This is a genomic window from Dyella sp. 01N448 (assembly GCF_056399225.1).
In genome coordinates this window covers 150,455-176,029 of the sequence record NZ_JBFTQX010000003.1, presented here as the reverse complement: position 1 = coordinate 176,029, position 25,575 = coordinate 150,455, and the positions used below count along the sequence as shown (strand labels likewise).

Below are 25,575 nucleotides of genomic sequence, written 5' to 3'. Positions count from 1 at the left end.
TCACCACTGAAATTCTCGTAGGGCGATATCTGGCCGACCGGGAAGGCGTTGGCAGAACCGGACGCCTCTTACTTGCCCAGATAGCGCGCCCGCTTGGCGGGCTTGAGCGTCGCCAGATCGAGCATCACCAGACCATCCACACAGCCGGAGAAACCCGGATCCTCGCCGAAAGCGAGGAACTGCACACCTTCTGGATCGACCAGATCCACGTACTGGCGATACAGCACCGGCAGGCTGACGCCGAGCGCATCGAGATGATGCTTGAGTTTGCCAAGGCCTGCCGCCGGGTCCAGGCCCGCCAGCGCATCACGCACCAGCTCGATCACCCCCGGCGACACCACGAACGGCTGCCGCGCCGAAGCCAGACCCGGCGCACCAAAGTAATGCTGATGCGCCGCGGCGATCCATTCGCGCGCCTCGCGCGGAAGCGCAACCGACATGCTCACCGGACCAAACAGGTAACGCAGGTCCGGATGGCGCTGCAGGTACAGACCAATGCCCTGCCACAACTGATCCAGCGCACGCGAACGCCAATAGGCCGGCGCGATAAAGCTGCGTCCCAACTCCAGCCCCTGCGCCAGGCGCGACTCGAGCGCGGGCGAATAGCTGAAGAGACTGGAGGTATACAGCGCCGCCATGCCGCGCTCGCCAATCAGGCGACCGCCGTGGCCGAAGCGATAGGAGCCGACGATGCGCAGCGCCTTCGGATCCCACAACACCAGGTGCTCGTAATGTGGATCGTAGGCGTCGAGGTCGCGACGTGCGCCGGTGCCCTCGCCCACCTTGCGGAACGTGAGTTCGCGCAGGCGACCGATCTCGCGCAGCACGGCGCTGTCGGACGCGCCCTTGAACAACAGGATCTGCTTGCCGTCATTGAGGTCGGCGAGCTTTTCCGCCTGCGCCTGCAGCTCGGCGACCACGCGCTCGGTGGGCTCCGGATGCGCCAGCGGCGCCTGGCCGCCAAAGATCAGGCCGCGATGACGACCCACGCGGTATACGTGGCGACGCATCAACTTGGCCGCGCGCTTCGTCGAATCGCCGCTGTGCTGCTCGAGTTCGTCGGCCGACACCAACTGGCCCACGCTGAAACCAATGCGGCGGCTGGTGGGTGAAATCGCTTCGCGCGGCAGCATCGCCGTGCTGAGCGGCTTGGCCAGCATCGACAAGCCATAGAACATGGCGGAGTTGCGCGCGGCGACGTGGATCGGCAGCACCGGCGCACGGCTGCGCTGCGACAGGCGCGCAAATCCATCGGACCAGCGTCCGTCGCTCACGCCCGACGGACTCACGCGCGACACTTCGCCCGCGGGGAAAACGATCAAGGCCTCGCCGTTGTCGAGCGCACGATAAATATCGCGCATGCGCGAGGCGGCGCCCTTGCCGAACACATCGACCGGCAGCAACAACTTGTGCAGCGGCGGGATCGACATCAGCCAGTCGTTGGCGAGGATGCGCACATCGCTGCGCACCGAGCCAACCATCTGCAGCAGGGTCAGCGCATCGATCATGCCCAAGGGATGGTTGGCGACGATCAGCACGCCGCCTTCGACCGGAATGTTCTCCCGCTCGCGCGGGTTGACGAAGTAGCTGACGCCAAGCACGTCCAGCGTGCGCTCGACAAAGTCGAAACCTTCGGCCTCGCCTGCGGCTACCAGGGTGCGGTTGAACCCTTCCTCATCGGCCAGTCGGCCCAGCATGCCGGCCACCGGCCGGCGGATCAGGGGGTGTTGCGCCAACCATGGCAGACGTTCGGTGAGGGTCTGTTCAACTTTGAGCATGACCGCCTCCTGGGAATTACCCCAAATGCTGGTAGCGGATTATGACAGCAAGGTTATGCGGATGGGTCCGAAAGATCACGTGTGCGACTTTCGTGTCGTTTCAAACGACCAGATGCAGATAAGCCGCCACGCCGCCCATGAACATCTGCACTGACAGCGCGATCAGCAGCATGCCCATCACGCGCTCAAGCGCCGTGAGCACGCTTTCGCCCAGCCAGCGGAACAGATAAGTCGAGCACAGCAGGATCACCGAGGTCGCCAACCACGCGCCCAGCAAGGCGATGGCCCAATCCGCCGTACGACCGGGCTGGGTATTGGTAAGCAGTAACAGAGCTGCCATCGCGGACGGCCCGGCCACGCCGGGAATGGCCATGGGCACGATGAAGGGCTCGCCCTCGCCCTGCTTGCCGAAGATGCCGCCGCCATCGGCGGGCGGGAACACCATGCGGATGCCGATCAGGAACAGCACGATGCCGCCGGCGATGCTGATCGATTCCTGGCGCAACTGCAGCAGCTTGAGGATGTGCTGGCCGCCGATCAGGAAACCCAGCAGCACGCCCAGTGCGATCAGCAGCTCGCGGATCATCACCTTGCGGCGCCGCTTGGGCGCCACGTCCTTGAGCAGGCTCAGGAAGATCGGGATGTTGCCGAGCGGATCCATGATCAGGAACAGCAGGATTCCCGCCGCCAGCGTGGTCATCTGCGTTTCCATCTCAGCGGAGCTCCTGCGTCATGCTCATGCCGATTCACGCAAATCGAGAGCTGCGCCGCGCGCGCCCCTGCCCTGCTCGCCCAACAGATAGATGGCTGCCTGCGCGGCCGCATCCGGCAGCGGATGGATCATCGTGTCTTCGCCGAAATACGCCGCGCGTCGCAGCGTGGTTCGCATCGGTGCGGGCAACAAGGCGTGCGCACGCAGTGGCGACTGTTCGGTTTCCTGATGCAGGATTTCCACCAGTCGCTCCAGCGCCGCCTTCGATACGCCATAGGCGCCCCAGTGCGCGCGCTGCACGAGCTCGGGATTGTCCAGCACGAACACCACCGCGCTATCGGGTGCGCGCGACAGCAGCGACATGCAGGCCTGGGTCAAGGCAAACGGCGCCGACACATTGACGTGCATCGCTCGCAGCCAGTCGTCGGGCTTGTGCACGGCCAGCGGCGTCAGCTCCTTGAAGCTGGCGGCGGCATGCACGATGCCGTCGAGGCGACCGAAATCGCGTTCGAGGCCATCGGCCAGCGCTTCATAGTCACGCGGCGTGGCCACTTCCATATCGAGCGGATGGATCACCGGCTCGGGCAAGCCCTCGCCGATCATCGCATCGTAAAGTTGTTCCAGCTGGCGCTTGCGGCGACCCGTGATCACCACCGTGGCGCCGGCACGCGAAGCCGCACGCGCGACCGCCGAGCCCAGGCCGCCATAGGCACCGGTGACCAGTACGACACGACCGGCCAAGGAACCAGGCGCCGCAACCCAGCCTTCCGGCAGACGAACCAGGGGAAGCGCCATCAGGAACCGGCCCCCGCCACATCCGCCGCCATGCGCGCGAGTTCACCCGCCGCGTTGAGGTCTTCGATGATGTCGCATCCGCCGATCAGCTCGCCCTGGATGAAGAGCTGCGGGAAGGTCGGCCAGTTCGCGTAATGCGGCAACGCCGCGCGGACTTCCGGGTCGGCCAGCACGTTGACGGCATGAAACTGCGCGCCCGCCGCCTTCAACGCCTCCACGGCGCGGCTGGAGAAGCCGCACATGGGGAACTGCGGCGTGCCCTTCATGAAGAGCACGATGGCGTGTTCGGCCAAGACAGCCTTGATTCGCTCGTTAACGTCCATAAGTCGAGTCGTTCATCGTTACAATGCAATGAGATCGATAGTGTATCAGTCGTGCGCGGGTCGCCGGTCCTCGGCCAATCCTGCCCGACCCCTTTCCTCAGCCAACGCCCAGGAGCCACAACATGGCGATCGAACTCCCCCCCTTGCCCTACGAAAAGAACGCACTTGAGCCGCACATTTCCGCGGAAACGCTCGAGTATCACTATGGCAAGCATCATCAGGCCTACGTGACCAACCTCAACAACCTGATCAAGGGCACCGAGTTCGAGAACGCCGCGCTTGAGGACATCATCAAGAAGTCGTCCGGCGGCGTGTTCAACAACTCTGCCCAGGTCTGGAACCACACCTTCTATTGGAACTCGTTGAGCCCCAAGGGCGGCAATGAGCCGACCGGCAAGCTGGCCGACGCCATCAACAAGGCGTTCGGTTCGTTCGACAAGTTCAAGGAAGAGTTCACCAAGTCGGCCGTGGGCAACTTCGGTTCGGGCTGGACCTGGCTGGTGCAGCGTCCGGATGGTTCGCTGGGCATCGTCAACACGTCCAACGCAGCCACCCCGATCACCGGCAGCGACAAGCCGCTGCTGACCTGCGACGTGTGGGAACACGCGTACTACATCGACTACCGCAACGCCCGTCCGAAGTACCTCGAGGCGTTCTGGAATCTGGCGAACTGGGAATTTGCGGCCAAGAATCTGGCCTGATTTCTCGCTGGATGCAGTCACGAAAAACGGGGCCTCGCGGCCCCGTTTTTTTTTGCGCGATCTGTACTGTGGGAGCGCACCCTGTGCGCGACAGGCGCCTCGCCGATACCTTGACGCACGGTCGTCGCGCACAGGGTGCGCTCCCACAATATCGTCGTTATTTACGCTCCAGCAATTTGTCGACCGCGGGCTGCGCCTGCGGATCACGACCCAGCGCATGGGCGATGCCAGTCAGGCGCTCGATCAGCTGCGCGGCATCAGGCGCGCACACAGTGGCATGCCCCACCTTGCGACCGACACGCGGCTGCTTGCCGTAGTCGTGCCAGTGCGCGTCGATGGCTTGAAGCACCGGTGCGGCATCGGGCAGCTCGCCAATCCAGTTGAACATGGCCGAGAGGCCCCGCGCCGAGGTATCGCCCAGCGGCAGGCCGAGCACGGCGCGCACGTGATTTTCGAACTGGCTGGTGAGTGCACCCTCGATGGTCCAGTGACCGGAGTTGTGCACACGCGGCGCCATTTCGTTGCCGAGCAACTCGCCGTTTTTCACGAACAGTTCGAGCGCAAACACACCGACGTAATCGAGCTTCTCCGCCAGCGTGCGGGCCAGGCCGGTAGCACGTGCCTGCAAGGCGGCAATGTCGGACGCCGGCGCCAGGCTGAGCGACAGCACGCCATCGGTATGCCAGTTCTGCGTCAGCGGCCAGGTGCGGAAGTCGCCGTCGCGACCACGCACGGCGATCACCGACAACTCGCGGTCGAACGGCACGAAGGCCTCGAGGATCAAGCCATGCGCCTGCGCCTGCGCACCGAGCGCAGCCCAGGCGGCATCGGCATCGGCCAAGGTCTTGATGCGGAACTGTCCCTTGCCGTCATAACCCAGGCGGCGCGTCTTGAGGATGGCCGGCGCGCCGACGGTCGCCAGCGCGCGCTCGAGATCCTCGCGCGTGTCGACCGCCTTGAACTCGGGCGTCTGCAGACCGCATTCGAGGAACAAGGTTTTTTCGGCCAGGCGATCCTGCGCCACGGCCAGCGCGCGCGGCGCGGGAAACACGTCGACGCGGTTGGCGAGCCAGTGCGCGGTTTCGGCCGGCACATTTTCAAAGTCGAAAGTGACCACGTCGACTTCGCGAGCGAAGTGCTCCAGCGCGTCGTAGTCGGTCCAGTCGGCCACCACCAGTGGGGCAATCTGCCCGGCGCAGGCGTCGACGGCGCTGTCGACCACGAGGGTCTTCACGCCCAGCGGCGCAGCGGCCAGCGCCAGCATGCGGGCGAGCTGGCCGCCGCCGAGGATGCCGAGCACCGGTTGGCGTCGAGCGGTCACGAGCGCGGATCCGGGTTGTCCAGCACGGTCTGCGTCTGGCGGGAACGGTAGCTGTCGAGCGCGGCGGCGATGGCGGGGTCGTGCAGTGCCAGCACCGAGGCTGCCAGGATGCCGGCGTTCACGGCACCGGCGCGGCCGATGGCCAGCGTGCCGACCGGGATGCCTGCCGGCATCTGCGCGATCGACAGCAACGAATCCATGCCATTGAGCGCCTTGGACTGCACTGGTACGCCGAACACCGGAAGCCGCGTCTTGGCTGCCAGCATGCCCGGCAGATGGGCGGCGCCGCCGGCGCCGGCCACGATGACCTGGATGCCGCGACCGACAGCTTCTTCGGCGTACTGGAACAACAGGTCCGGCGTACGGTGCGCCGATACCACGCGCACCTCGTGCGCCACGCCAAGCTCGGCCAGCACGCTGGAGGCATGCTCCATGGTTTCCCAGTCCGAACGGGAGCCCATTACAACGCCCACGCGCGGCGGGAGGGAAGTCGAGGTCATGACCCAAGCCATCCAAAAGGGTTATTGTACGGACTTTCCGCGTCTCGGCACGACCCACTCCCCATGGACAAACGCCTACTCGACATCCTCTGCTGCCCGGTCAGCAAGGTTCCCGTCCGCCCGCTCCAGCGCCAGGAGCTCGATGCCCTGAACAAGGCCATCGGGGCCAGCCAGGTCCAGAACGTGGCAGGCGCCGCCGTGAGCGCCCCAGTGACCGAAGGGCTGATCACCACGGACCGCAAGGTCATCTACCGGGTCGAGGACGGCATCCCCGTCATGCTCCCCGAGGAAGGCATCGGTACCTTGCAGCTCACTGACTTTCCAGCGGCCGCCTGAGGGCCACTTTGGGCCGGATGTCCGCAAGAACCCGCTTCTTGTGAACGTGTCGACATATATCGATACGGCGAATGACAGCGGCCCATGACATCCCTTATCGTAGGCTGGCGTATTGTCGTATGTGGCTGTGAGCACGTCGGCATCACTTTCAGGGGGTGAAAGGCGATGAAAGACGCCAGTGAATCATCCAATATCGTCAGCCTGACCCAGCGCCTGGACCCGTCCAGCGAGCGCGGAGGCGCCCTCTTGAACACCGTCCGGGACATTGCGGGCCGCCGCCTGCAGATCTTGATCAACGGCATGTTCGAGCATGTCGACGATGCGCTGTTCGATCTGGCCGAAAAAGCCGAGAACAACGCCGCCCAGATGCACTACTTCGACGGCATGCGCGAAGTGCGCAAGCGCCGTCCGATGGTGGAGCGCAGCTTCCTGGCGCAGATCTCGCGCGAGCTGACCGATTTCGCCTCGAGCTATCGCAACAACGCCGGCAACAGCAATGGCGTGTCGTTGCCGGTGGGTTCGGTGGAACTGTCGCTGGTGGCCGACAACGAACTGGAAGAATCGCTGGCCATCACCAGCATGATCGGCAAGAACGAGACGCGCCTGACGCGCGATCTGTTCGCCGTGAACCAGCGCCTGTCCGTCATCTATGGCGGCATCAAGATCGACGACGCCACCAATCCGGTGGGGCCGGCCGCACTGTCGCAGGCGTTCCGCCAGGCGATGCGCGAGCTCAGCGCCGAGATGCGCGTCAAGCTGATCATCTACAAGCTGTTCGACCGTTACGTGCTGGCCTCGCTGGATGAGCTATACCAGGAGATCAACGCCGAACTGGTGCGTGCCGGCGTGCTGCCGCAGCTGCGCCACGAGATCCCGCGTGCTGGCGGCGCTGCCCGCGCAGCCGGTACGGCCGCACCCGCGGGCAATGCGGTCGCTGCCGAGCAGACCGAAGGCACCTTCCTCGGCGAAGACGAGACGGGCAACGCCTCCAACGAATTGATCCAGACGCTGCGCACGCTGTTCAGTGCACGCCGTCCGGCGCCTGTTGCGGGCGCCATGCCGATGTCTGCCGGCGCCATGCAGATGCCCAGCGCCAACGAGCTGATCGGTGCGCTGAGCGTGCTGCAGAGCCAGGCCGCCATCAACCAGCACATGCCACTGAGCACCAGCAACGCGGTGGAGCTGGCTGGCGAAGTGCAACAGCTGAAGGAACACCTGCTCGCCCAGATCGGCTCCCTGCGCGGCGAAAAGCCGAGCCAGGTGTCAACCATCGACGAGGACACCATTGATCTGGTCGGCATGCTGTTCGAGTTCATCCTCGAAGACCGCAACCTGCCGACCGAGATGCAGGTATTGCTGGCGCGCCTGCAGATTCCGTATCTGAAGGCCGCCATCCTCGACCGCAAGCTGTTCGCGCATCGCCAGCATCCGGCACGCCGGCTGCTCGACAACCTGGCCGACGCCGCCAAGGGCTGGTCGGCGGAATCCGATCGCGATCACCGCCTGCACGACAAGATCAAATCCATCGTCGACCGCCTGCTGCAGGACTTCGACGATGACATGACCATCTTCGAGCGCCTGTGCGCCGAGCTGCAGGAATTCCAGGACATCAGCCGCCGCCGTGCCGAACTGGCCGAGCAGCGCGTGGCCGAGTCCACCCGTGGCCGCGAGAAGCTCGAGCAGGCACGCCGCCGTGCCGCCCGCGAGATCCTCAGCCGTATAGAAGGCCATAACCTTCCGCCGCTGATCCACGGCATCCTGTCGCGCGCCTGGGCGAACTACCTGGTGCTCACCATTCTCCGCCAGGGCGAGGAATCGAGCGAGTTCCGCGACGCGCTGCGTTTTGCCAACGACTTCATCGACAGCACCAAGCCGGCCCGCACGCTCGACGAGCGCCGCGCGCTGCGCCAGATGCTGCCGGGCATCGAGCGCGCCCTGCGCCGCGGCCTGGGCAACGTGGCGTTCCAGGAAAGCGACATCGATCGCCTGCTGGCCCAGCTGCACACCTATTACCGCCACCAACTCGGCGAAGCCGTGCCGGAGGCCGAGGTGCATGCGGTGGAGGAATCCACCACCCTGCCCATCCCCGAAAGCATCCAGCCGATTGCCGAGTCCGAAGCGGAACTTGACCGCACCGAACCCGTGCAGGAGCCGGTGCTCGACACGCCGGAGATGCTGTTGGTCTCCGAGCTCAAGCCCGGCACCTGGCTGGAGTTCGTGACGGGTCCGGACACCATCGAGCGCGCCAAGCTCTCGTGGATCAGCCCGATGAGCGGCCGCTACCTGTTCGTGAACCGCCGCGGCCTCAAGGTGGCCGATTACTCGCCGCACGAACTGGCCCAGGCACTCGCCAGCGGCACGGCGCGCGTGCTTGAATCCACCGCTCTGTTCGACCGCGCGCTGGATGCCATCGTCGGTCGCCTCAGCCAACCGGCCACGTCCCAAGCACCGACCGAATGACTTCAGTACAACTTGTTCCACCGTCGTCCGACCTGATCCAGGCGGATGTCGAACGCGCGTTCGCCGAAGATATCGGCACGGGTGACGCCACCGCCGGGCTGCTGCCTGCAGACGCCACCGCCAGCGCTGCGCTGACCTGCCGCGAAGACGCGGTGGTGGCCGGCACCGACTGGTTCAACGCCTGTTTCCGCCAGCTCGATCCGCAGGTGCAGATCGAATGGACCGTGCGCGATGGCGACCGTGTCGCCGCGGGCTCGGTGATCTGCCGCCTGCGTGGCAACGCGCGTGCCCTGGTCACGGCTGAGCGTTCGGCCCTGAATTTCCTGCAGCTGCTATCTGGCACCGCCACCTCGACCGCCGCGCACGTGGCCGCCGTGGCGGGTACTGGCGTGCGCGTGCTGGATACGCGCAAGACGGTTCCCGGTCTTCGATTGGCGCAGAAGTACGCGGTGCGCTGCGGCGGCGGGCACAACCATCGGGTGGGTTTGTATGACGCCATCCTGGTGAAGGAAAACCACATCATCGCTGCGGGCAGCATCAAGGCCGCCGCCGAAGCGGCGCGTCGACTGCATCCCAGGCTGTTGCTGGAAATCGAAGTGGAAAATCTCGACGAACTGCAGCAGGCCCTGGACGCCGGCGCCGATCGCATCATGCTGGACAACTTCACCCTGCCGCTGATGCGCGAAGCCGTGACCCTGGCCAAGGGCCGTGCAGAGCTGGAGATTTCCGGCAACGTGGATCTGTCGACCATTGGCGAGTACGCGAGCACCGGCGTGGATTTCATCTCGGTGGGTGCGCTGACCAAGCATGTGCGGGCGGTGGATTTGTCGCTGCGCTTGAAGCTCGACTGAGTCGCGCCCAAGCGCGCCCTTCGCCAGTCATGGCGGCCTGCGCCGGAATGACGAGCAGCAGGCGACTTTCACACCGCGCCCCTTGCAAGCCACGCGCGACGCCTACACTCTCGCCACATGAGTGAGCTTTCCGACCTGATCCTGTTAGTCCTGCTGCTGGCCATCATCGGCTTGTGGCTCAAGCTCGCCCGCGGCCGCGAACAGGCCACGCAGGAAGCCCGCCAGCAATGTCGCCAGCATGGCCTGCAGTTGCTCGATGAAAGCGTGGGCCTGCGCGGCGCCCGCCTGCTGCGCCAGCACGGCCAGCTGATGCTTGAGCGTTGCTACACCTTTGAAGTGAGCATCGACGGCAACGACCGCGAACCCGGCAAGCTGTGGCTGATCGGACATACGTTGAGCGGCGTCAGCCTGCCGACCATCCAGAGTCATCTGCCCGGCCTGCTTTCCGAACATGTGCCGCCGCCGGCGCACGACAATGTGGTGCCGCTGCGCCCGCGGCTACGCAAAGACAACCAGCTGCACTGAGGCCTTGATGGCCCGATCGCGCCGGGCCAGCCGGCGCGACGGCAACGCGGCTTACTTCACCACTCGCAGGAACGGCGCGCTGCGCTTGGGCTTCTCGCCTGCCTCGCCCTCGGGCGTCGGCGGGGTGTCGTCGGGATCGGGCGAGGACGGCGGCGGCTGATCGCCACCTTCTTCGGCCGGGAACATCATGCCCTGCCCGTTTTCCTGCGCGTACAGCGCCAGCACGGCCTGAATCGGAATATGGATGTTGTGGCTGACGCCGGAGAAGCGCGCCTGAAAGCTGATCCAGTCGTTGCCCAGGTCCAGGCTGGCCACGGCACGCATGGCCAGGTTCAACACGACCTGTCCGTTCTTGATGACCTGCGGAGGCACCCGCACCCCTTCCCGCCCGGCATCGACCAGGACATAAGGGGTCAGATTATTGTCGGTGATCCAGTCGTAGATCGCCCTCAGCAAGTAAGGACGATTGGAGGACATCGGCGGGAGCTTGTCGTCGGTCATGCAAAAACCTATGGAGGGCGCCGCCTCACGGGATAAGCCCAGGGCGCGCCAAGTGGATCGTGGCAGTGTAATGCGAAGCCGAGGCGAGTTGTCGCAGTGGCGCCGTCCAGCGCGCCCAAACGCCGCCGGGGCGGCCAGGCAGGCCCATCAAGGCCTGCCGCCTGAACCTCAGGGGCGCATGGCCTTCTCTTCGGGGGTCATGCTGCGGGCGTAGCCCTGGCTCGCGAACAAGCGCTCGCCATAGTCGAGGATGGGCTTGCCCTCCCGTCCCAGGTCCACCCCCAGCCAGGGCAGGCGCCAGACCACCGGGGCCACCAGGCAATCGGTGAGGCTCATTTCCGGGTTCAGGAAGAACCGGGATGCCTTGAACAGAGGCAGCGCTGACAGCAAGTGCTCCCGCAGCCGCTTGCGGGCCGCATCGGCTGGACGGCCGCCTGCCCTGATCAGGTCCACTTCGGGCAGCCAATCCAGCTCGATCCGCACATTGGCCAGACGCAGACGCGCCCTGGATAACGGGTCGATCGGCATCAGCGGCGGATGGGGATAGCGTTCGTCCAGGTATTCGCAGACGACCGCCGTGTTGTAGAGGGTCAGGTCGCGATCAACCAGGGTCGGCGTGGTGCCGTAGGGGTTGAGGTCGAGCAGGTCTTCCGGCGGCTTGGCGGGGTCGACGATCACCCTGTCGTAGCTCACGCCTTTGGCGGCGAGCACGAGACGCGTCTGGTGGCACTGGATGCCATCTGCGGTGGTGTAAAGGGCGAGTGCGGTACGCGAACGAGCGCTTTGGACCATGCGCGATCTCCCCATCGGCTTATCCAAGTACGGCGGCCCCGGCACCCATCAATGGGTCGCAGGCCGCCGTACCGTAGGCTCCGGAAGGTGACGTCTTAGTGGACGTCCTTCCAGTACTCCTTCTTTAGCAGATATGCCAGGAAAGTGAAGCCCGCCAGGAACAGCAGCACCCAGATGCCGTAGCGCTGACGCTGGAGGGCGGCCGGTTCGGCGGCGTACTCCAGGAAGTTGGTCAGGTCACGGGAAGCCTGCTGGTACTGCGCCGGCGTGAGCTTGCCCGGCTGGGAGAGCTCGAGCTTCTCCACATCGTCGCTGCCTTCCTTCTTCACGGCCGTCTGGATGCCCTGCAATTCCCACAGCGGGAACGGCATGGAAGCATTCGGGAACACCGTGTTGTTCCAACCCACCGGACGGGTCGGATCGAGGTAGAAGGAGTTGAGGTAACCGTAGACCCAATCAGCCGTCTTGGCGCGCACTTCCAGCGACAGGTCCGGCGGTGCCTTGCCAAAGAACTGCTGGGCCGAATCCTCCGGCATGTGCGAGATCACTGGGTCGCCGAACTTGGCGCCGGTGAAGTTGAGGTTCTTCATCACCTCGTCTTCGGACAGGCCCAGGTCTTCGGCGATGCGCGAATAGCGCACGTACTTCAGCGAGTGGCAACCCACGCAGTAGTTGAAGAACAGCTTGGCGCCGCGTTGCAGCGAGGCCTGGTCGTGCACGTTGGTGCCGGCCGAAGGCAGACCGCCCTCTTCCTGCGCCATGGCGACATTGGTGCCGACCAGCAAGCCAACGGTGAGCGCAACCGTGGAAATGATTTTCTTCATCGAGGGCTGCCGCTTATTCATGGTCAAACACCACCCGCTCCGGAACCGGCTTGGTCTTTTCCCAGCCGAGATGCGTGTAGCACCAGAGGAACACGAAGTAGCCGAAGTAGAGGACGGTCATGAAGCGACCGAACGCGTTCTCCCAGAACGTCGCGTCCGCAGGCACCCACTCCGTGGTCAGCTCGCCGACCACGCCCGCACCCACCAGGGCCAGGCCGATGAACGACGCGGCGAAGGTCATCAAGGCCACCTTGAAACCGGTGCCGCGATAACGGATGGAGCGCACCTTGCCGGCGTCGATCCACGGCAGCACGAACAGCAGGGCGATCGCGCCGAACATGCCCAGCACACCCCAGAACGCCGTGCCGAAGAACGACGGGATCATGCGCAGGATCGCGTAGAACGGGGTGAAGTACCACGACGGCTTGATGTGAGTCGGGGTGACCAGGTTGTTCGCCGGAATGAAGTTGTCATGCTCCAGGAACCAACCACCAAAGGTCGGCGCAAAGAAGATGATGAACGCCGCGATCAACACAAAGAAGCCCACCGCCACCAGGTCGTGCACGGTGTAGTACGGATGGAACGGAATGCCGTCGGCCGGCTTGTTCGGGTCCCAGCGGTTGCCCTTGGCGCCGTGCTTGATGTCGACGCCGTCGGGGTTGTTCGAACCCACTTCGTGCAGCGCGAAAATGTGCAGTACCACCAGCAACAGCAGCACCAGCGGCAGCGCGATCACATGCAGGGCGAAGAAGCGGTTGAGCGTGGCGTCGGCCGGAAGGTAGTCACCCATGATCCATTCGACCAGGCTGCTGCCAATCACGGGCACCGTGCCGAACAGGGAGATGATCACCTTGGCGCCCCAGAACGACATGTTGCCCCACGGCAGCACGTAGCCCATGAAGGCTTCGGCCATCAGCGAAAGGAACACCAGCATGCCCAGCAGCCACACCAGCTCGCGCGGCTTCTGGTACGAGCCGTACATCAGGCCGCGGAACATGTGCAGGAACACCACCACGAAGAACAGCGAAGCGCCGGTGGAGTGCATGTAGCGGATCAGCCAGCCCCACTCCACGTCACGCATGATGTACTCGACCGAGTTGAAGGCTTCCGCCGCACTCGTCTTGTAGTTCATGGTGAGGAAGATGCCGGTGACGATCTGGTTGACGAACACCAGCAGCGCCAGCACGCCGAAGTAGTACCAGAAGTTGAAATTCTTCGGCGCGTAATACTCGGTCATGTGCTTGCGGTAGACCGGCATCAAGCCAGGTGCCCGCTCATTGACCCAATCGCCGACTCGCGTGAATACGTTGGCCATTAGCCGGCCTCCTTCGGATCCACGCCAATCTGGATGTGCGTGTCGTCCATGAAATGGTACGGCGGCACCAGCAGGTTCTTCGGTGCGGGCACGCCCTGGTAGACGCGACCGGACATGTCATAGCGTGACTTGTGGCAGGGGCAGTAGAAGCCACCCTTCCAATCCGGATCGAACGGCTCGGGCTTCATCACCGGCACGAAGTCGGGGACGCAACCCAGGTGCGTGCACAGACCCACCAGCACCAGCCACTCGGGCTTGATGGAGCGTGCTTCGTTCTGTGCGTACTTGGGCTGCTGCTCGGCCGAACCGCTGTCGGACTTGGCGTCGACGAGGCGGGAATCCTGGCTGGGCAGCGCATCGAGCTGCGCCTTGGTGCGGTTGACTACAAACACCGGCAGACCGCGCCAGGGGTAGGTTACCCGTTGGCCCTCTTCGATCTTGCTGATGTCGATCGTGACCGGCGCACCTGCGGATTTAGCCCGCGCACTGGGTTCCCACGACTTGATGAAGGGCACGACTGCCGTAACTACTCCCACACCACCAACCACTGCCGTGGTCGCTGTGAGGAAGCGGCGGCGGCCGTGATCGACGACTTCGTTCGCCATCAGGCTCTCCGGTACTTACATGCCATTGAGACGCGGAACTTAGATGTTCCACAGGTGCTTGCCAAGCGCGTCGATCAATCCGACAGCAGGAGACTACCTTGCTGTGCAGAGAAAAACCCCTAAGACTCCCCCTTAGAGAACAGCAGGCACGCGCGGCACCAGCACGATGAGCATGCAGCGAGAGCTACAGGCCTTCCGTTGTCGGGACCTAAGCGCACCGGGAAACCCCGGGACGACCCGCTTCGCAAGCGCCAGTAGATTCAGGCTCCCGCAAAATCGCGTTAGTGTAGCGTCAGGGCATGACTCGTACAATAAAATAGCCTCGCCTGCGACACATGCGCGCACCCCTCTCTAACGCCTTGCCGTGAAACGCATTACGACATGAAACATGCCGCTGGCACGCTCGCATTCATCGCCCGCTTCGTGGTGCTCGGGCTGGCGGCTGCGTTCGTCATCAGCCTCGCCTGGCCTGATGTCGGCCATCGCCTGCGGGAACGCTTCGGGGTCGCGCCGACGCCGACCACCGAGTCGATCAGTACCTCATCGACGCCTGCGCACACCGGCGGCCCGATCTCCTACGCGGACGCCGTCGCCAAGGCGGCACCCTCGGTCGTAAACATCTACGCCAACAAGATGGTCACCGAGCAAGCGGTGCAGATGTATACCGACCCGGTGCTGCAGCGACTGTTCGGCGGCCGTCCGACTGGTCCTGCCTACAAGCGACGCGAGCAGAGCCTGGGCTCGGGCGTGATCGTGCTGCAGGGTTATGTGCTGACCAACAACCATGTGATCGCCAACGCCGACGACATCCAGGTGCTGCTGTACGACGGACGCGTGGCCAAGGCCACGGTGGTGGGCGCCGATGTGGAGACAGATCTTGCGGTGCTGCGAATCGACGCCGGCAACCTGCCGGTGATCCATATTGCCGACCACCGTCCCACCCGCACCGGTGACGTCGTGCTCGCCATCGGCAATCCATTGGGCCTCAATCAAACGGTGACCATGGGCATCGTCAGCGCCATCGGCCGCCAGCTGAGCAGCTCCAGTCCCGAAGACTTTATCCAGACCGACGCGGCCATCAATCTGGGCAACTCCGGCGGCGCCCTGGTCAACACCGAGGGCGAGCTGGTCGGCATCAATACCCTGCTGATCGGCAAGGCGGCCAACGCCGAAGGCATCAGCTTTGCGATACCGGTAGCGAGCGCCAAGCGCGTGCTCGATCAGATCATCGACAGCGGACACGTCGTGCGCGGCTGGATGGGTGCCGATTACACCTTTGTCCCCGTCGCCGCCGACAGCGGCCTGCCGGCAGCGGCACGCGGCGCGCAGGTCACCGATATCTATCCGGGCGGACCGGCGGCGACGGCCGGCATCCAGCCACACGACATTCTTTTGCGAATCGGCTCGGAAGACATCGTCGATCCCGCCGACCTGCGCAGGCATGAGGCTGCGCTCAAGCCAGGCAGCAAGGTCGAAGTCTCCGGCCTGCGCAACGGCGCGCCCTTCCATACCGAAGTGATTCTTGCGCAGCGTCCACCCACGACGCCGACGGCGTCACTGGATAGCTGAAAACCCCGCCGCAGCCACCGGCGATCGACCACCGCCCGGATGGATGGCCAAGCCATAGCGTTTGCGCAGCGTGCCCACGCGTTCGACATAGACCTGCGTTTCCGCATACGGCGGCACGCCGTTATAGCGCTGCACGGCGCCAGGGCCAGCGTTGTATGCCGCAGCCGCCAGACGCTCGTTGCCGTTGAACGTGCGCAACAACAAACCGAGATAACGTGCGCCGCCGCGGATGTTTTGCGCGGTGTCGAAGGCATCGCGCACGCCCATGTCATTGGCCGTGCCGGGCATCAGCTGCATCAGGCCCTGGGCGCCCTTGATCGAGAGCGCGCGCGGATTGAACGCGCTTTCGGCATGGATGATGGCGCGCAGGAAGGCCTCGTTGACGCCGGACTCCTGACTGGCCAGTTCGATCACGTCGCTATAGGCCGCAAGATTTAGCGCCACCGAATCCCAGCGGATATTCGAATGCAGATTGCACGCCACGCAGGTGGCGATGTAACTGAAGAGCATCGTCACCGCGTGACCTTGCTCGCCCGCCGGCCGCAGGTTGGTGTATTCCACGCTGCCGTCCTTGCGCACGACGCGATAGACCGCACCGCGCAGCACGCGACTGCCATCGGCATCTGCAGCGGCCACGGGCTTGTCGGGCGTGGAGGCGCTGCGCGCCGGGCTGGCTTCGCTATAACTCCACTGACCCGGCTTTCCTGTCGGCGCCGCTTTGGCCGTTACGACGCGCGCCGTGGTTTCCACCGAATCCTCGACCCAGGCTACTGAAGGCGGCTGCGGCGCAGGCACCGCCGGCACTTTGCCCGCGGAGCTTTCCACCGAACCCTTGACCGTCGCCAGCGAAGGCGCGGGTGCTGCTGGCTTCTTGCGCACCGGATCGGGTGCGCCAGCAATGCGGCTGCAGCCCTGATAGCCCGCCGTGCTGCTGCTGAAGACGGTTTCGCCTGCCGAACCGGTGCAGCGGTAGAGCGAGCCCGCATGTCCCGGCAGCGAAAGCACCAACAGCCCTGCAAGCAAGGCGCAGCCAGCGAGGATCCGCCGAGGGGCCGCCGCGCCCAGCCGCGACAAGGGCAGCCCGCTCACGGACTCCCCTCGGGCCGTCCAGCCTTGGCGGCGGCCTCATCACGGTCAAGCAGCGACATCACTCCCCCTTCCTCATCTTCTCCCCGTGCGGCTAGCCAGCGCGGGGTTTGGCGGCAGTGTGCTACCGCGCCGCCCTCCACGCCAAGCGCTGCGCGGCCGATTCGTGCGTCAGTACCCGTTTCCAGTCGCCCCACGGGCGCGCAAGTGCTTGATCCGCCTCGCCCGTTCCAGTGGCGGCAGGGCCTTTTGACGCGTAAACTACGCGGTTCGGCAACCCTCGCGCCGCCTCCTGAACCACGGTACCCAAGCCCATGACCGGCAAGCTTTTTATCAAGACCCACGGCTGCCAGATGAACGAGTACGACTCGGCCAAGATGGCCGACGTGCTCAAGGCCTCGCACGGGCTGGAGCTGACCCAGGATGAAGCCGAGGCGGACGTCATCCTGATCAATACCTGCTCGATTCGCGAAAAGGCCCAGGAAAAGGTCTTCAGCCAGCTCGGCCGCTGGAAGGAGCACAAGCAAGGCGGCAAGCCCGTGCTGATCGGCGTGGGCGGCTGCGTCGCATCGCAGGAAGGTCAGGACATCATCAAGCGCGCGCCTTACGTGGATCTGGTGTTCGGCCCGCAGACCCTGCATCGCCTGCCGGAGTTGATCGAGGCGCAGCGCGCCACCGGCAAGCCGCAGGTGGACATCAGCTTCCCGGAAATCGAGAAGTTCGACCGCCTGCCCGAGCCGCGCGCCGAAGGCCCGACCGCCTTCGTGTCGATCATGGAAGGCTGTTCCAAGTACTGCTCGTACTGCGTGGTGCCCTACACCCGCGGCGAAGAAATCAGCCGTCCGTTCGACGATGTGCTGGTGGAAGTGGCCCAGCTCGCCGGGCAAGGCGTGCGCGAAGTGAACCTGCTCGGCCAGAACGTCAACGCGTACCGCGGCCCCACCCATGACGGCGGTATCGCGGACCTCGCCGTGCTGATCCACGCCATCGCGCAGATCGAAGGCATCGGTCGCATCCGCTTCACCACCTCGCATCCACTGGAGTTCTCCGACTCGCTGATCGAGGCGTATGCCAACGTGCCGCAGCTGTGCAACTTCCTGCACCTGCCCGTGCAGGCCGGTTCGGATCGCATCCTCACAGCGATGAAGCGCGGCTACACGGCGCTGGAATTCAAGCAGAAGATCCGCAAGCTGCGCGCGGTGCGTCCGGATATCTGCGTCTCGTCGGACTTCATTGTCGGCTTCCCTGGCGAGACGGCCGAGGATTTTGAGAAGACCATGAAGTTGATCGAGGACGTCGGCTTCGACCAGAGCTTCTCCTTCATCTTCTCCTCCCGCCCCGGCACGCCGGCCGCGAATCTTGCCGACGACACCCCGGCAGATGAGAAGCATGCACGCCTCACGCGCCTGCAGGCCAAGCTCAACGACAACGCGCGTCAGATCAACGAGGCGATGGTGGGCACGGTGCAGCGCGTGCTGGTGGAAAAGGTCAGCCGCAAGAGCGCCAACGAAGTCACCGGCCGCACCGAGAACATGCGCTTCGTGAACTTCCCCGGCAGCACCCGCATGATCGGCCAGTTCGTAGACGTGGTGATCACCGAGGCGATGAGCAACTCGCTGCGCGGCCGCGTGAAGCTGGCCGAAGAAGACGTCGCGCTGGCCTCGTGACGGCACCCATCTCGATCCGGGAAATCGGCGCCGACGAGTTCACCCTGGTCTGGCCGCTGTTCCGCAGCGTGGTGGCCGCGGGCGACACCTACAGTTACCCGCCCGACCTGAGCTTCGAACAGGCGCGCGACTGGTGGACTTCGCCGCCCACGCGCTGCTTTATCGCCGAACGCGAAAAACTGGTGCTGGGTTGCTACATGCTTCGCGCCAACCAGCCGGGACTGGGCGACCACGTGGCCAACGCCGGCTACATGGTGTCACCCGCCGTGCGCGGCCAGGGCATCGCCTCGGTCATGTGCGAACATTCGATGGCGCTGGCCCGCGACGCGGGCTTCACCGCGATGCAGTTCAACTTTGTGGTCTCAACCAATACCTCCGCGGTGCGCCTATGGCAGCGCCACGGCTTCCGCATCGTTGGGCAGGTGCCGGGCGCATTCCGCCACGCCGCGCATGGCCCGACCGATGTCTACGTGATGCACCGCCCTCTCTGACGCATACCGATGACCAACGGCCTCCATCAACGCGACTTTTCCCTCGAGCCGGAAGACAACGCACGGCTCTCCAATCTCTGCGGTCCCTTCGATGAGCATCTGCGCCAGATCGAGCTTCGCCTGGGCGTGGAGATCAATCATCGCGGCGCGCTGTTCCAGGTGATCGGCGAGGAAGCCGCGTCGCGCGCGGCGGAAAAAGTGCTGCAAGCGCTTTACCTCACGACCGAAAACGAATCGCTGAACGGCGCGAAGATCAATCTGCAGCTGGCCGACTCGGGCATCGAAGCCATCGTCAACGATACCGACGGCGCGCAGGAAGTCACCATCCGGGTGAAGCGCGGTGTGATCAAGGGCCGCGGCCCCAACCAGGCGCGCTACCTGCATGCGATCACCACCCACGACATCAGCTTCGGCGTGGGCCCGGCCGGTACCGGCAAGACCTATCTCGCCGTCGCCAGCGCGGTCGAAGCACTCGAGGCCAATCGCGTGCAGCGCCTGTTGCTGGTGCGCCCGGCGGTGGAAGCGGGTGAAAAGCTCGGCTTCCTGCCCGGCGATCTTTCGCAGAAAGTCGACCCGTACCTGCGACCGCTCTACGACGCGCTGTACGAAATGCTGGGCTTCGAAAAAGTCGCCAAGCTGATCGAGCGCAACGTGATCGAGATCGCGCCGTTGGCCTATATGCGCGGCCGTACGCTCAACGATTCGTACGTCATTCTCGATGAAGCGCAGAACACCACCGTCGAGCAGATGAAGATGTTCCTGACGCGCATCGGCTTCGGCTCGGTGGCGGTGATCACTGGCGATGTGAGCCAGGTCGACCTGCCCCGCCATGTGCGCTCGGGCCTGCGCCACGCAGTGGAAGTGCTGCGCGGCGTGGACGGCATCAGCTTCACCTTCTTCACCTCGCGCGACGTGGTGCGCCACCCGCTGGTGGCGAAGATCGTGCGTGCGTACGAGGCGTTCGAGCAGACGTCCGAAGAGCCGCCGCGATGAGCGCTGCCGTAACCGTTTCTGTGGGCTACGCCGCATCGCGCAAAGGCGTGCCGGCGGCGGCAAGCTTTCGCCAATGGGTCGAAGCTGCGCTGCGCGGCGCCAAGCGCCGCAAGGCCACCGAACTGTCGATCCGCATCGTGGACAGCAAGGAAGGACGCGCGCTCAACCGCGACTATCGTGGCAAGGATTACGCGACCAACGTCCTGTCCTTCCCGGTGGAGCTTCCACCCGGCGTCAACCTGCCGCTTATCGGCGACCTGGTGATCTGCGCACCGGTCGTGGCGCGCGAGGCGGCGGAGCAAGGCAAACCATCGCGCCACCATTGGGCGCATATGACGGTGCATGGCGTGCTTCATCTCATCGGTTACGACCATATCGACGACCAGGAAGCCGAACAGATGGAAGCGCTCGAAACGCGCATCCTGGCAGGACTCGGCATCGACGATCCCTACGCCGTCGACGACTGACGGCGCCATCCGCTTCGCAGGCTTTTGCGCTACAAACTCGCGCTCATCAAAACCAGCACGCGAAAAGCAGCGCGCAACTGGTTGATCGCTGTCATCCATCCATCTCATACGCTGCTGCAATGCGACAGCTTGATGTCAATCGTGCGTCCTGCGCGAGTGACGCCTATTCATTTTTTGAACTGATATCTAACTGTTCCTGAGCGTTTTCCCGGTCGAAGACAGGCGAGGTTCATCGCCAAGGCACTATTCCTTTCCGGGTCCGGTAAGTGACGCATCGCATCAACGAGGAAACGTCATCCGACGTCGCGGCACGTAAGCCACCCATCCTCCGGACTTCAATTCACTGGCCGCCATCTCCGCGAGATGTGCCTATTACCGCCCCGCTTCGGCGCACGGGTGCAGGCGTCTGCGTGACGTCACTTGCCAAAGGCGAATGTTTTGAAGACCGACCTCCTGCCCACCGAACGCTTTCCCCATACCGCCACTGCACCATCCAGAGAACTGGCACCTACACGCAAGTCCTCGCTCGCGATCGTGCCACGCCTGGCTGGCTATGGACTGCTGGGTTTCATCGCATGGCTGTTGATCTCCACGCTGCTCGAGCCCTGGCTTTCGAACCGCGCCACGCGCGCCGTGCTCAACGCCCCCGCCATGCTGATCACCACGCCCATCAGCGGCACCGTCAGTGAACTGCATGCACAGATCGGGCAGCCGATCGAACCGGGCCAGACGATTGCCGTCATCAAGAACAACACCGTGGCACGCGATTCGCTGACTACTTTGCTGACGCAGCGACTCGATCTGCAGAGCCGGCTCGATGATCTCGACCATCGCATCCAGGCGGATCAACGCATGCTCGAGTACGTCAACCACCAATACGACCAGTATCAGAACGCCAACGTGTCGCAGCTCAAGAACAACTTTGCGTCGCTGCAGGCGCAGCAGGATGCGGCCTCGGCCAAGCTGGAAGAGTTGGACAGCAAGTACCAGCGTGCGATGACCTTGCAGCGCGATGGCGCCGTGAGCGCGGCCACCGTGTCGGCGGCGCGCGCTGAGGCGGACGCTGCCCGCAATGAAGCCGATGCACTGGACAAAAGCGCCAGCGGCATGGGTGCCAGCATCGCCGCCGCACAACGGGGCATCTATGTTGCTTCGGGTCAGAGCAGCAACGACCAACTGACCCAGCTTTCGCAGCGGCGCGCCGACCTGCAAAGCAGCATCACGGGTGAGCAGGCGCAGCTCGATGCGCTGAACAAGCAGATGAGCGACCTCAACAACCTGGTCAACCACGAACAGGATCGCGTGCAAGCGCTCTCCGATTACGCGGTGAAAGCCTTCGGGAACGGTGCGGCGCAAGACATCGTGGCACCCGTCGGCACTCAGGTGACGGCCGGAGCAACGCTGGTACGCGCCTCCGATTGCAGCAAGACCGACGTGGTTGCCGTCTTCCCGGCCCGGATGGCTGGACGACTGAACGTGGGCACGAAATTGCGCGTGCAGATCGAACCTTCAGGTCGATCACACGATGCGCACATCTCGCAAATCCTGCCCACCGCGAACGAAGCGCTGCAGAACGGCTACAGCGCCCCCTTCCCGTATGCCGAAGATGGCTCGGTCTACGCGCTCGCGCAGTGGGACACGCAAGACGGCGCCAATGCGGGCATACCGGCGTGCACCCCGGGCCGCAGCGTCACGGCGAGCCTGCGCTGATCGCATCCTTGGAGGCCGGCATGTTGATACGACGACGTTACTTCTCCGGCATCGGACTGCTCCTGGCAGCGATGGCATCCAGTCCCGTGCTGTCGACTAGCGTGACCCAGCAGCAACTCGCCGACAGCACCTGCTCCGTGCTGCGTTCGGCTGCCGCAGCCAATCCCGGCCAGGGTCCGATGCTGTTGCCTAGCTACCCGAATCTTCAACCCGGATCGGTGAGGGCACTGGAGAATGTAGCCTTCGTCTACGACAACGCGCTGGCCGGCATCGCCCTCACCGCCTGTGGCGACGCGGCGCAGGCCAAACGCATCGCCGACGCGCTGCTGATCGCCGCGTCGCATGACCCCACTTTCAAAGATGGCCGACTTCGCAACGCTTATCGCGGCGGTGCGATCACCGGGGACAAAGTTGAGTTGCCCGGCTACTGGGAGAGCAAGGGCAACTATTGGAGTCAGGACCCTTACCAGGTGGGCACGGCCACCGGTAATGCGGCGTGGGCATCGCTGCTGCTGCTGACCGTCTATGACAGCAGTCACGACCGGCGCTACCTGGATGGCGCCGCAGCCCAGCTGCACTGGATACAAGCCCACACGCTGGGCACGGCGCCTGCCGCTTACGAGGGCGGTCTGTTCGGCTACGACAACGCCCAGCGCCCGCAACACTGGAAAGCCACGGAACACAATCTGGACGTCTATGCGGCTGCGACGTGGGCCGGACGCGAGACGGGCGATGCCGCATTGACGCAACAAGCCAAGGTCGCCGGCGACTTTGTGAAGTCGATGTGGGACCCGACCCAACAGCGCTTCTTCGTCGGCACGCTCGACGACGGCAAGACGCTTTCCCGCGACAAATCCGGCCTCGATGCACAGGTGTGGCCGTTGCTCGCTTTCGATTCGCACCCGGCTGACTGGAACCAGGTGTGGTCCTGGATCGACTCGCAACATCGCAGCGGCGACGGCTACGGGTATCGCCGCCAGCCTGATGGCGTATGGACCGAGGGAACGGCGCAGGTCGCCGCGGGGCTTCAGGCAAGTGGCAAGCCGGTGCCCGATACGCTATGGCAGGTGCTCGCCGCACAGCGCAGCGCCAGCGGCATGCTCTATGCCACGCCGCAACCGCGCATCGCTACTGATTTTGCGATCGGTCCAACGTCCACCTACGCCGACTTTTTCTACTACCACCAGCCCCATCTCGGCGCGACGGCCTGGACGGCCCTGGCGGCCAAGGGCTGGAATCCCTTGGTAGGTCACCCGATTGGCCACGCGGAGCAGGCGCCATGAGCTTTCCGTTCGACGACATGTCCATGCTCGAGGTGATCGGCCTCACCCTGCTGCTGGGCGCGGGGATGGCTCGTTTTGCCAACCCGCATCGCCCGTTTGATCGCCTGCTGTTCGGCTTGTTGTCGGGTGGGCTGCTGCTGCGTTACGCGCTCTGGCGCAGCGCTGACACGCTGCCGGATCCCAGCCACGGCTTCGCCAGCGTGTGGTCGTACGTGTTCTACGCCTTCGAGATGATCTCCATCGTCTACACGCTTGCGGCCATCGCCGTGATGGTGCGTCGGCGCGACAACCGCCCGCATGCCGATGCCGGCGAAAAGCGCCTGCGCGCAGCCGGCACCCATGTGCCCGCGGTGGATGTATTCATCGCCACCTATAACGAGGACTGGCAGATCCTGGAAAAGACCATCGTCGCTGCCAAGGCGATCGACTATCCGCGTGTCGCCGTATGGGTACTGGACGATACGCGCCGCGACTGGCTGCGCGACCGCTGCGCCCAGTTGGGCGTGAACTACACCCGGCGCCCCGACAACAGCCATGCCAAAGCAGGCAACCTCAACAACGGCCTGCGACTCTCCGCCGGCCACACCAATGCGCCCTACATCCTGGTGCTGGATGCCGACTTTGCGGCGCAGAAGAACATCCTCTATCGCGTGCTCGGCCTGTTCGCCGACCCCAAGGTGGCGCTGGTGCAGACGCCGCAGTTCTACTACAACGCCGATCCGATCCAGCACAACCTGGGTGCGACCGATAGTTGGGTGGATGAGCAGCGCGTGTTCTTCGACGTGTTCCAGCCCTCGCGCGACGCCTGGGACTCGGCATTCTGCGTGGGCACGTCGTTCGTGATCTCGCGCAAGGCGATCACCGACGCCGGCGGCTTTCCGACCGATAGTGTTTGCGAAGACATCCACACCACCTATCTGCTGCGAAGAAGCGGCTATATCACGCGTTGGCTCAACGAGCGCCTTTCCGTGGGACTTTCGGCCGAAGGTCTGGTGGAGTACATCAACCAGCGCGGCCGCTGGTGCCTGGGCACCATGCAGGTGGCCTTGCTCAAGGATGGCCCCTTGCGTGGCTCGGGCTACAAACTGATCGACCGCCTGCACTACATCCACGGCATGCTGCACTGGATCGGCAAGCCGTTCCTGCTGATGATGCTGGTGGCGCCGGTGTTGTACTGGTACTTCGGCATCGCCGCGTTCTACACCTCGCCGGAGCGGTTCCTGTACTACGGCCTGCCGGCCCTGATCGGCTTCTGGTTCTACGGTCCGTGGATCACCGAACGCAGAACGCTGCCCATCTTCACCGAGGTGACTCAGCTGGTGGCGGCCTACGCCGTGACCAGGACCATCATCTCGGCCTGCTTCCGTCCGTTTGGACGTCCGTTCAAAGTCACCGCCAAAGGACTGGATCGCAGCAAGGTCGTGGTGCATTGGAGGCTCGCTGCCTTCTTTATTGCGCTGATGCTGTTCCTTCAGGCGGGCGCGGTAAACACCATCATGAATGCCGACATGAGCGCGGGCACCGCGTTCAACCTTGGCTGGACGCTGATTGCGCTGGTGCTCAACCTGGCCGCCATCATGGCCTGCGTGGATCTTCCGCGATTGCGCCAGGAAGAACGGTTTCCGTTCCACCGCGCCACACGCTGGCGCGTCGGCGCGCGGGAGGAGACCAGCCAATTCATCGATATCTCGCTGAGTGGTGCCGCCCTGCGTCGCGGCCCCGCCGTACCTGCACCGGGCGAACGCCTGCGCGTACTGGTTCCCGAGGTGGGCTGGGTGCCAGCGCGAGTGGCTCGCCACAGCAAGCGGCGCCTGTGCGTGCACTTTGAAACCAATGAAGCGTTGCGGCATCGACTGATCGAACTGATCTTCAGCCAGGCGCCGCACAACATTGCCATCAAGGCGCGGCCGCTGCGTGCCTTCCTGCGCCTGGCACGACTGGCCGGCCTGTCCATGCCGCCGCGCTGATTC

General features: G+C 64.4%; 25 protein-coding genes. 13 read left to right on the top strand and 12 right to left on the bottom strand.

From position 1 onward, the window contains the following. Positions 1 to 68: 68 nt before the first annotated feature. The 4 genes from olsF to grxD form a co-directional block, all read right to left on the bottom strand. Positions 69 to 1,778 carry a bifunctional ornithine lipid synthase OlsF gene (gene olsF / locus AC1DKY_RS04865; protein ID WP_441602585.1) on the bottom strand — a complete coding sequence of 570 codons (1,710 nt, stop codon included), beginning with the start codon at positions 1,776 to 1,778 and terminating at the stop codon, positions 69 to 71. Between the two features lie 100 nt (positions 1,779 to 1,878). Then, positions 1,879 to 2,478: a YhgN family NAAT transporter gene (locus tag AC1DKY_RS04860; RefSeq protein WP_121881759.1), complete on the bottom strand. Its 600-nt coding sequence runs from the start codon at positions 2,476 to 2,478 to the stop codon at positions 1,879 to 1,881. Between the two features lie 36 nt (positions 2,479 to 2,514). Further along, a complete protein-coding gene (locus tag AC1DKY_RS04855; RefSeq protein ID WP_441602584.1) occupies positions 2,515 to 3,285 on the bottom strand; it encodes an SDR family NAD(P)-dependent oxidoreductase in 771 nt (256 codons plus the stop codon). Further along, positions 3,285 to 3,608, bottom strand: coding sequence for a Grx4 family monothiol glutaredoxin (gene grxD / locus AC1DKY_RS04850; protein WP_441602583.1), 324 nt, complete (start codon positions 3,606 to 3,608; stop codon positions 3,285 to 3,287). The genes AC1DKY_RS04855 and grxD overlap by 1 nt, the downstream gene beginning before the upstream one ends. A gap of 122 nt (positions 3,609 to 3,730) precedes the next feature. On the opposite strand from grxD, the gene sodB reads away from it, so the two are divergent. Next, positions 3,731 to 4,309, top strand: coding sequence for a superoxide dismutase [Fe] (sodB, locus tag AC1DKY_RS04845; protein ID WP_121878264.1), 579 nt, complete (start codon positions 3,731 to 3,733; stop codon positions 4,307 to 4,309). Positions 4,310 to 4,466: 157 nt separating this feature from the next. Here sodB and AC1DKY_RS04840 read toward each other — a convergent pair whose 3' ends face one another. Continuing rightward, entirely contained in the window at positions 4,467 to 5,630 is a 1,164-nt protein-coding gene (locus tag AC1DKY_RS04840) for a 5-(carboxyamino)imidazole ribonucleotide synthase (RefSeq protein WP_441602582.1), read from the bottom strand. Beyond that, entirely contained in the window at positions 5,627 to 6,130 is a 504-nt protein-coding gene (gene purE, locus AC1DKY_RS04835; RefSeq protein ID WP_121878260.1) for a 5-(carboxyamino)imidazole ribonucleotide mutase, read from the bottom strand. Before purE ends, AC1DKY_RS04840 begins: the two co-directional genes overlap by 4 nt. 63 nt (positions 6,131 to 6,193) lie before the next feature. On the opposite strand from purE, the gene AC1DKY_RS04830 reads away from it, so the two are divergent. From AC1DKY_RS04830 to AC1DKY_RS04815, 4 genes are all read left to right on the top strand, one after another. Next, positions 6,194 to 6,466 carry a Trm112 family protein gene (locus AC1DKY_RS04830; protein ID WP_441602581.1) on the top strand — a complete coding sequence of 91 codons (273 nt, stop codon included), beginning with the start codon at positions 6,194 to 6,196 and terminating at the stop codon, positions 6,464 to 6,466. 165 nt (positions 6,467 to 6,631) lie between these two features. Further along, positions 6,632 to 8,926, top strand: coding sequence for a DUF1631 domain-containing protein (locus AC1DKY_RS04825; RefSeq protein ID WP_441602580.1), 2,295 nt, complete (start codon positions 6,632 to 6,634; stop codon positions 8,924 to 8,926). Next, entirely contained in the window at positions 8,923 to 9,777 is an 855-nt protein-coding gene (gene nadC, locus AC1DKY_RS04820; RefSeq protein WP_441602579.1) for a carboxylating nicotinate-nucleotide diphosphorylase, read from the top strand. Before AC1DKY_RS04825 ends, nadC begins: the two co-directional genes overlap by 4 nt. Before the next feature lie 117 nt (positions 9,778 to 9,894). After that, positions 9,895 to 10,302, top strand: coding sequence for a DUF3301 domain-containing protein (locus AC1DKY_RS04815; protein ID WP_441602578.1), 408 nt, complete (start codon positions 9,895 to 9,897; stop codon positions 10,300 to 10,302). 51 nt (positions 10,303 to 10,353) lie between these two features. Here AC1DKY_RS04815 and AC1DKY_RS04810 read toward each other — a convergent pair whose 3' ends face one another. The 5 genes from AC1DKY_RS04810 to petA all read right to left on the bottom strand — a co-directional run bounded on the left by AC1DKY_RS04810 (position 10,354) and on the right by petA (position 14,339). Next, entirely contained in the window at positions 10,354 to 10,803 is a 450-nt protein-coding gene (locus tag AC1DKY_RS04810; protein ID WP_441602577.1) for a ClpXP protease specificity-enhancing factor, read from the bottom strand. A gap of 168 nt (positions 10,804 to 10,971) precedes the next feature. Next, positions 10,972 to 11,595 (bottom strand): glutathione S-transferase N-terminal domain-containing protein, encoded by a 624-nt coding sequence (locus AC1DKY_RS04805; RefSeq protein WP_441602576.1) that lies wholly within the window; start codon positions 11,593 to 11,595, stop codon positions 10,972 to 10,974. Positions 11,596 to 11,690: 95 nt separating this feature from the next. Next, the gene (locus AC1DKY_RS04800; RefSeq protein WP_441602695.1) at positions 11,691 to 12,419 is read right to left on the bottom strand and encodes a cytochrome c1; all 729 of its coding nucleotides are present in this window, start codon (positions 12,417 to 12,419) and stop codon (positions 11,691 to 11,693) included. Positions 12,420 to 12,432: 13 nt separating this feature from the next. Continuing rightward, entirely contained in the window at positions 12,433 to 13,734 is a 1,302-nt protein-coding gene (locus tag AC1DKY_RS04795; protein ID WP_441602575.1) for a cytochrome b, read from the bottom strand. Beyond that, positions 13,734 to 14,339, bottom strand: coding sequence for a ubiquinol-cytochrome c reductase iron-sulfur subunit (gene petA / locus AC1DKY_RS04790; RefSeq protein ID WP_121878244.1), 606 nt, complete (start codon positions 14,337 to 14,339; stop codon positions 13,734 to 13,736). The genes AC1DKY_RS04795 and petA overlap by 1 nt, the downstream gene beginning before the upstream one ends. A 381-nt stretch (positions 14,340 to 14,720) precedes the next feature. Between petA and AC1DKY_RS04785 the strand changes: the two genes are divergently transcribed. Then, positions 14,721 to 15,908, top strand: coding sequence for a S1C family serine protease (locus tag AC1DKY_RS04785; RefSeq protein ID WP_441602574.1), 1,188 nt, complete (start codon positions 14,721 to 14,723; stop codon positions 15,906 to 15,908). On the opposite strand, the gene AC1DKY_RS04780 is transcribed toward AC1DKY_RS04785, so the two are convergent. Beyond that, entirely contained in the window at positions 15,894 to 16,997 is a 1,104-nt protein-coding gene (locus AC1DKY_RS04780) for a lytic transglycosylase domain-containing protein (RefSeq protein WP_441602573.1), read from the bottom strand. The genes AC1DKY_RS04785 and AC1DKY_RS04780 overlap by 15 nt on opposite strands. Before the next feature lie 311 nt (positions 16,998 to 17,308). Between AC1DKY_RS04780 and miaB the strand changes: the two genes are divergently transcribed. The 7 genes from miaB to AC1DKY_RS04745 all read left to right on the top strand — a co-directional run bounded on the left by miaB (position 17,309) and on the right by AC1DKY_RS04745 (position 25,572). After that, entirely contained in the window at positions 17,309 to 18,661 is a 1,353-nt protein-coding gene (gene miaB / locus AC1DKY_RS04775; protein ID WP_441602572.1) for a tRNA (N6-isopentenyl adenosine(37)-C2)-methylthiotransferase MiaB, read from the top strand. Continuing rightward, positions 18,658 to 19,152, top strand: coding sequence for a GNAT family N-acetyltransferase (locus tag AC1DKY_RS04770; RefSeq protein ID WP_121878238.1), 495 nt, complete (start codon positions 18,658 to 18,660; stop codon positions 19,150 to 19,152). Before miaB ends, AC1DKY_RS04770 begins: the two co-directional genes overlap by 4 nt. Positions 19,153 to 19,161: 9 nt before the next feature. Continuing rightward, positions 19,162 to 20,145, top strand: a complete 984-nt coding sequence (locus AC1DKY_RS04765) for a PhoH family protein (protein WP_441602571.1) — start codon at positions 19,162 to 19,164, stop codon at positions 20,143 to 20,145. Next, on the top strand, positions 20,142 to 20,612 hold the full coding sequence (ybeY, locus tag AC1DKY_RS04760; protein ID WP_441602570.1) for an rRNA maturation RNase YbeY: 471 nt from the start codon (positions 20,142 to 20,144) through the stop codon (positions 20,610 to 20,612). The genes AC1DKY_RS04765 and ybeY overlap by 4 nt, the downstream gene beginning before the upstream one ends. Positions 20,613 to 21,050: 438 nt before the next feature. Next, on the top strand, positions 21,051 to 22,322 hold the full coding sequence (locus AC1DKY_RS04755; RefSeq protein ID WP_441602569.1) for an HlyD family secretion protein: 1,272 nt from the start codon (positions 21,051 to 21,053) through the stop codon (positions 22,320 to 22,322). A 20-nt stretch (positions 22,323 to 22,342) separates the two neighbouring features. Further along, positions 22,343 to 23,605 carry a hypothetical protein gene (locus tag AC1DKY_RS04750; protein ID WP_441602568.1) on the top strand — a complete coding sequence of 421 codons (1,263 nt, stop codon included), beginning with the start codon at positions 22,343 to 22,345 and terminating at the stop codon, positions 23,603 to 23,605. Then, a complete protein-coding gene (locus tag AC1DKY_RS04745; RefSeq protein WP_441602567.1) occupies positions 23,602 to 25,572 on the top strand; it encodes a glycosyltransferase family 2 protein in 1,971 nt (656 codons plus the stop codon). The genes AC1DKY_RS04750 and AC1DKY_RS04745 overlap by 4 nt, the downstream gene beginning before the upstream one ends. The last annotated feature ends 3 nt before the right edge of the window (positions 25,573 to 25,575 follow it).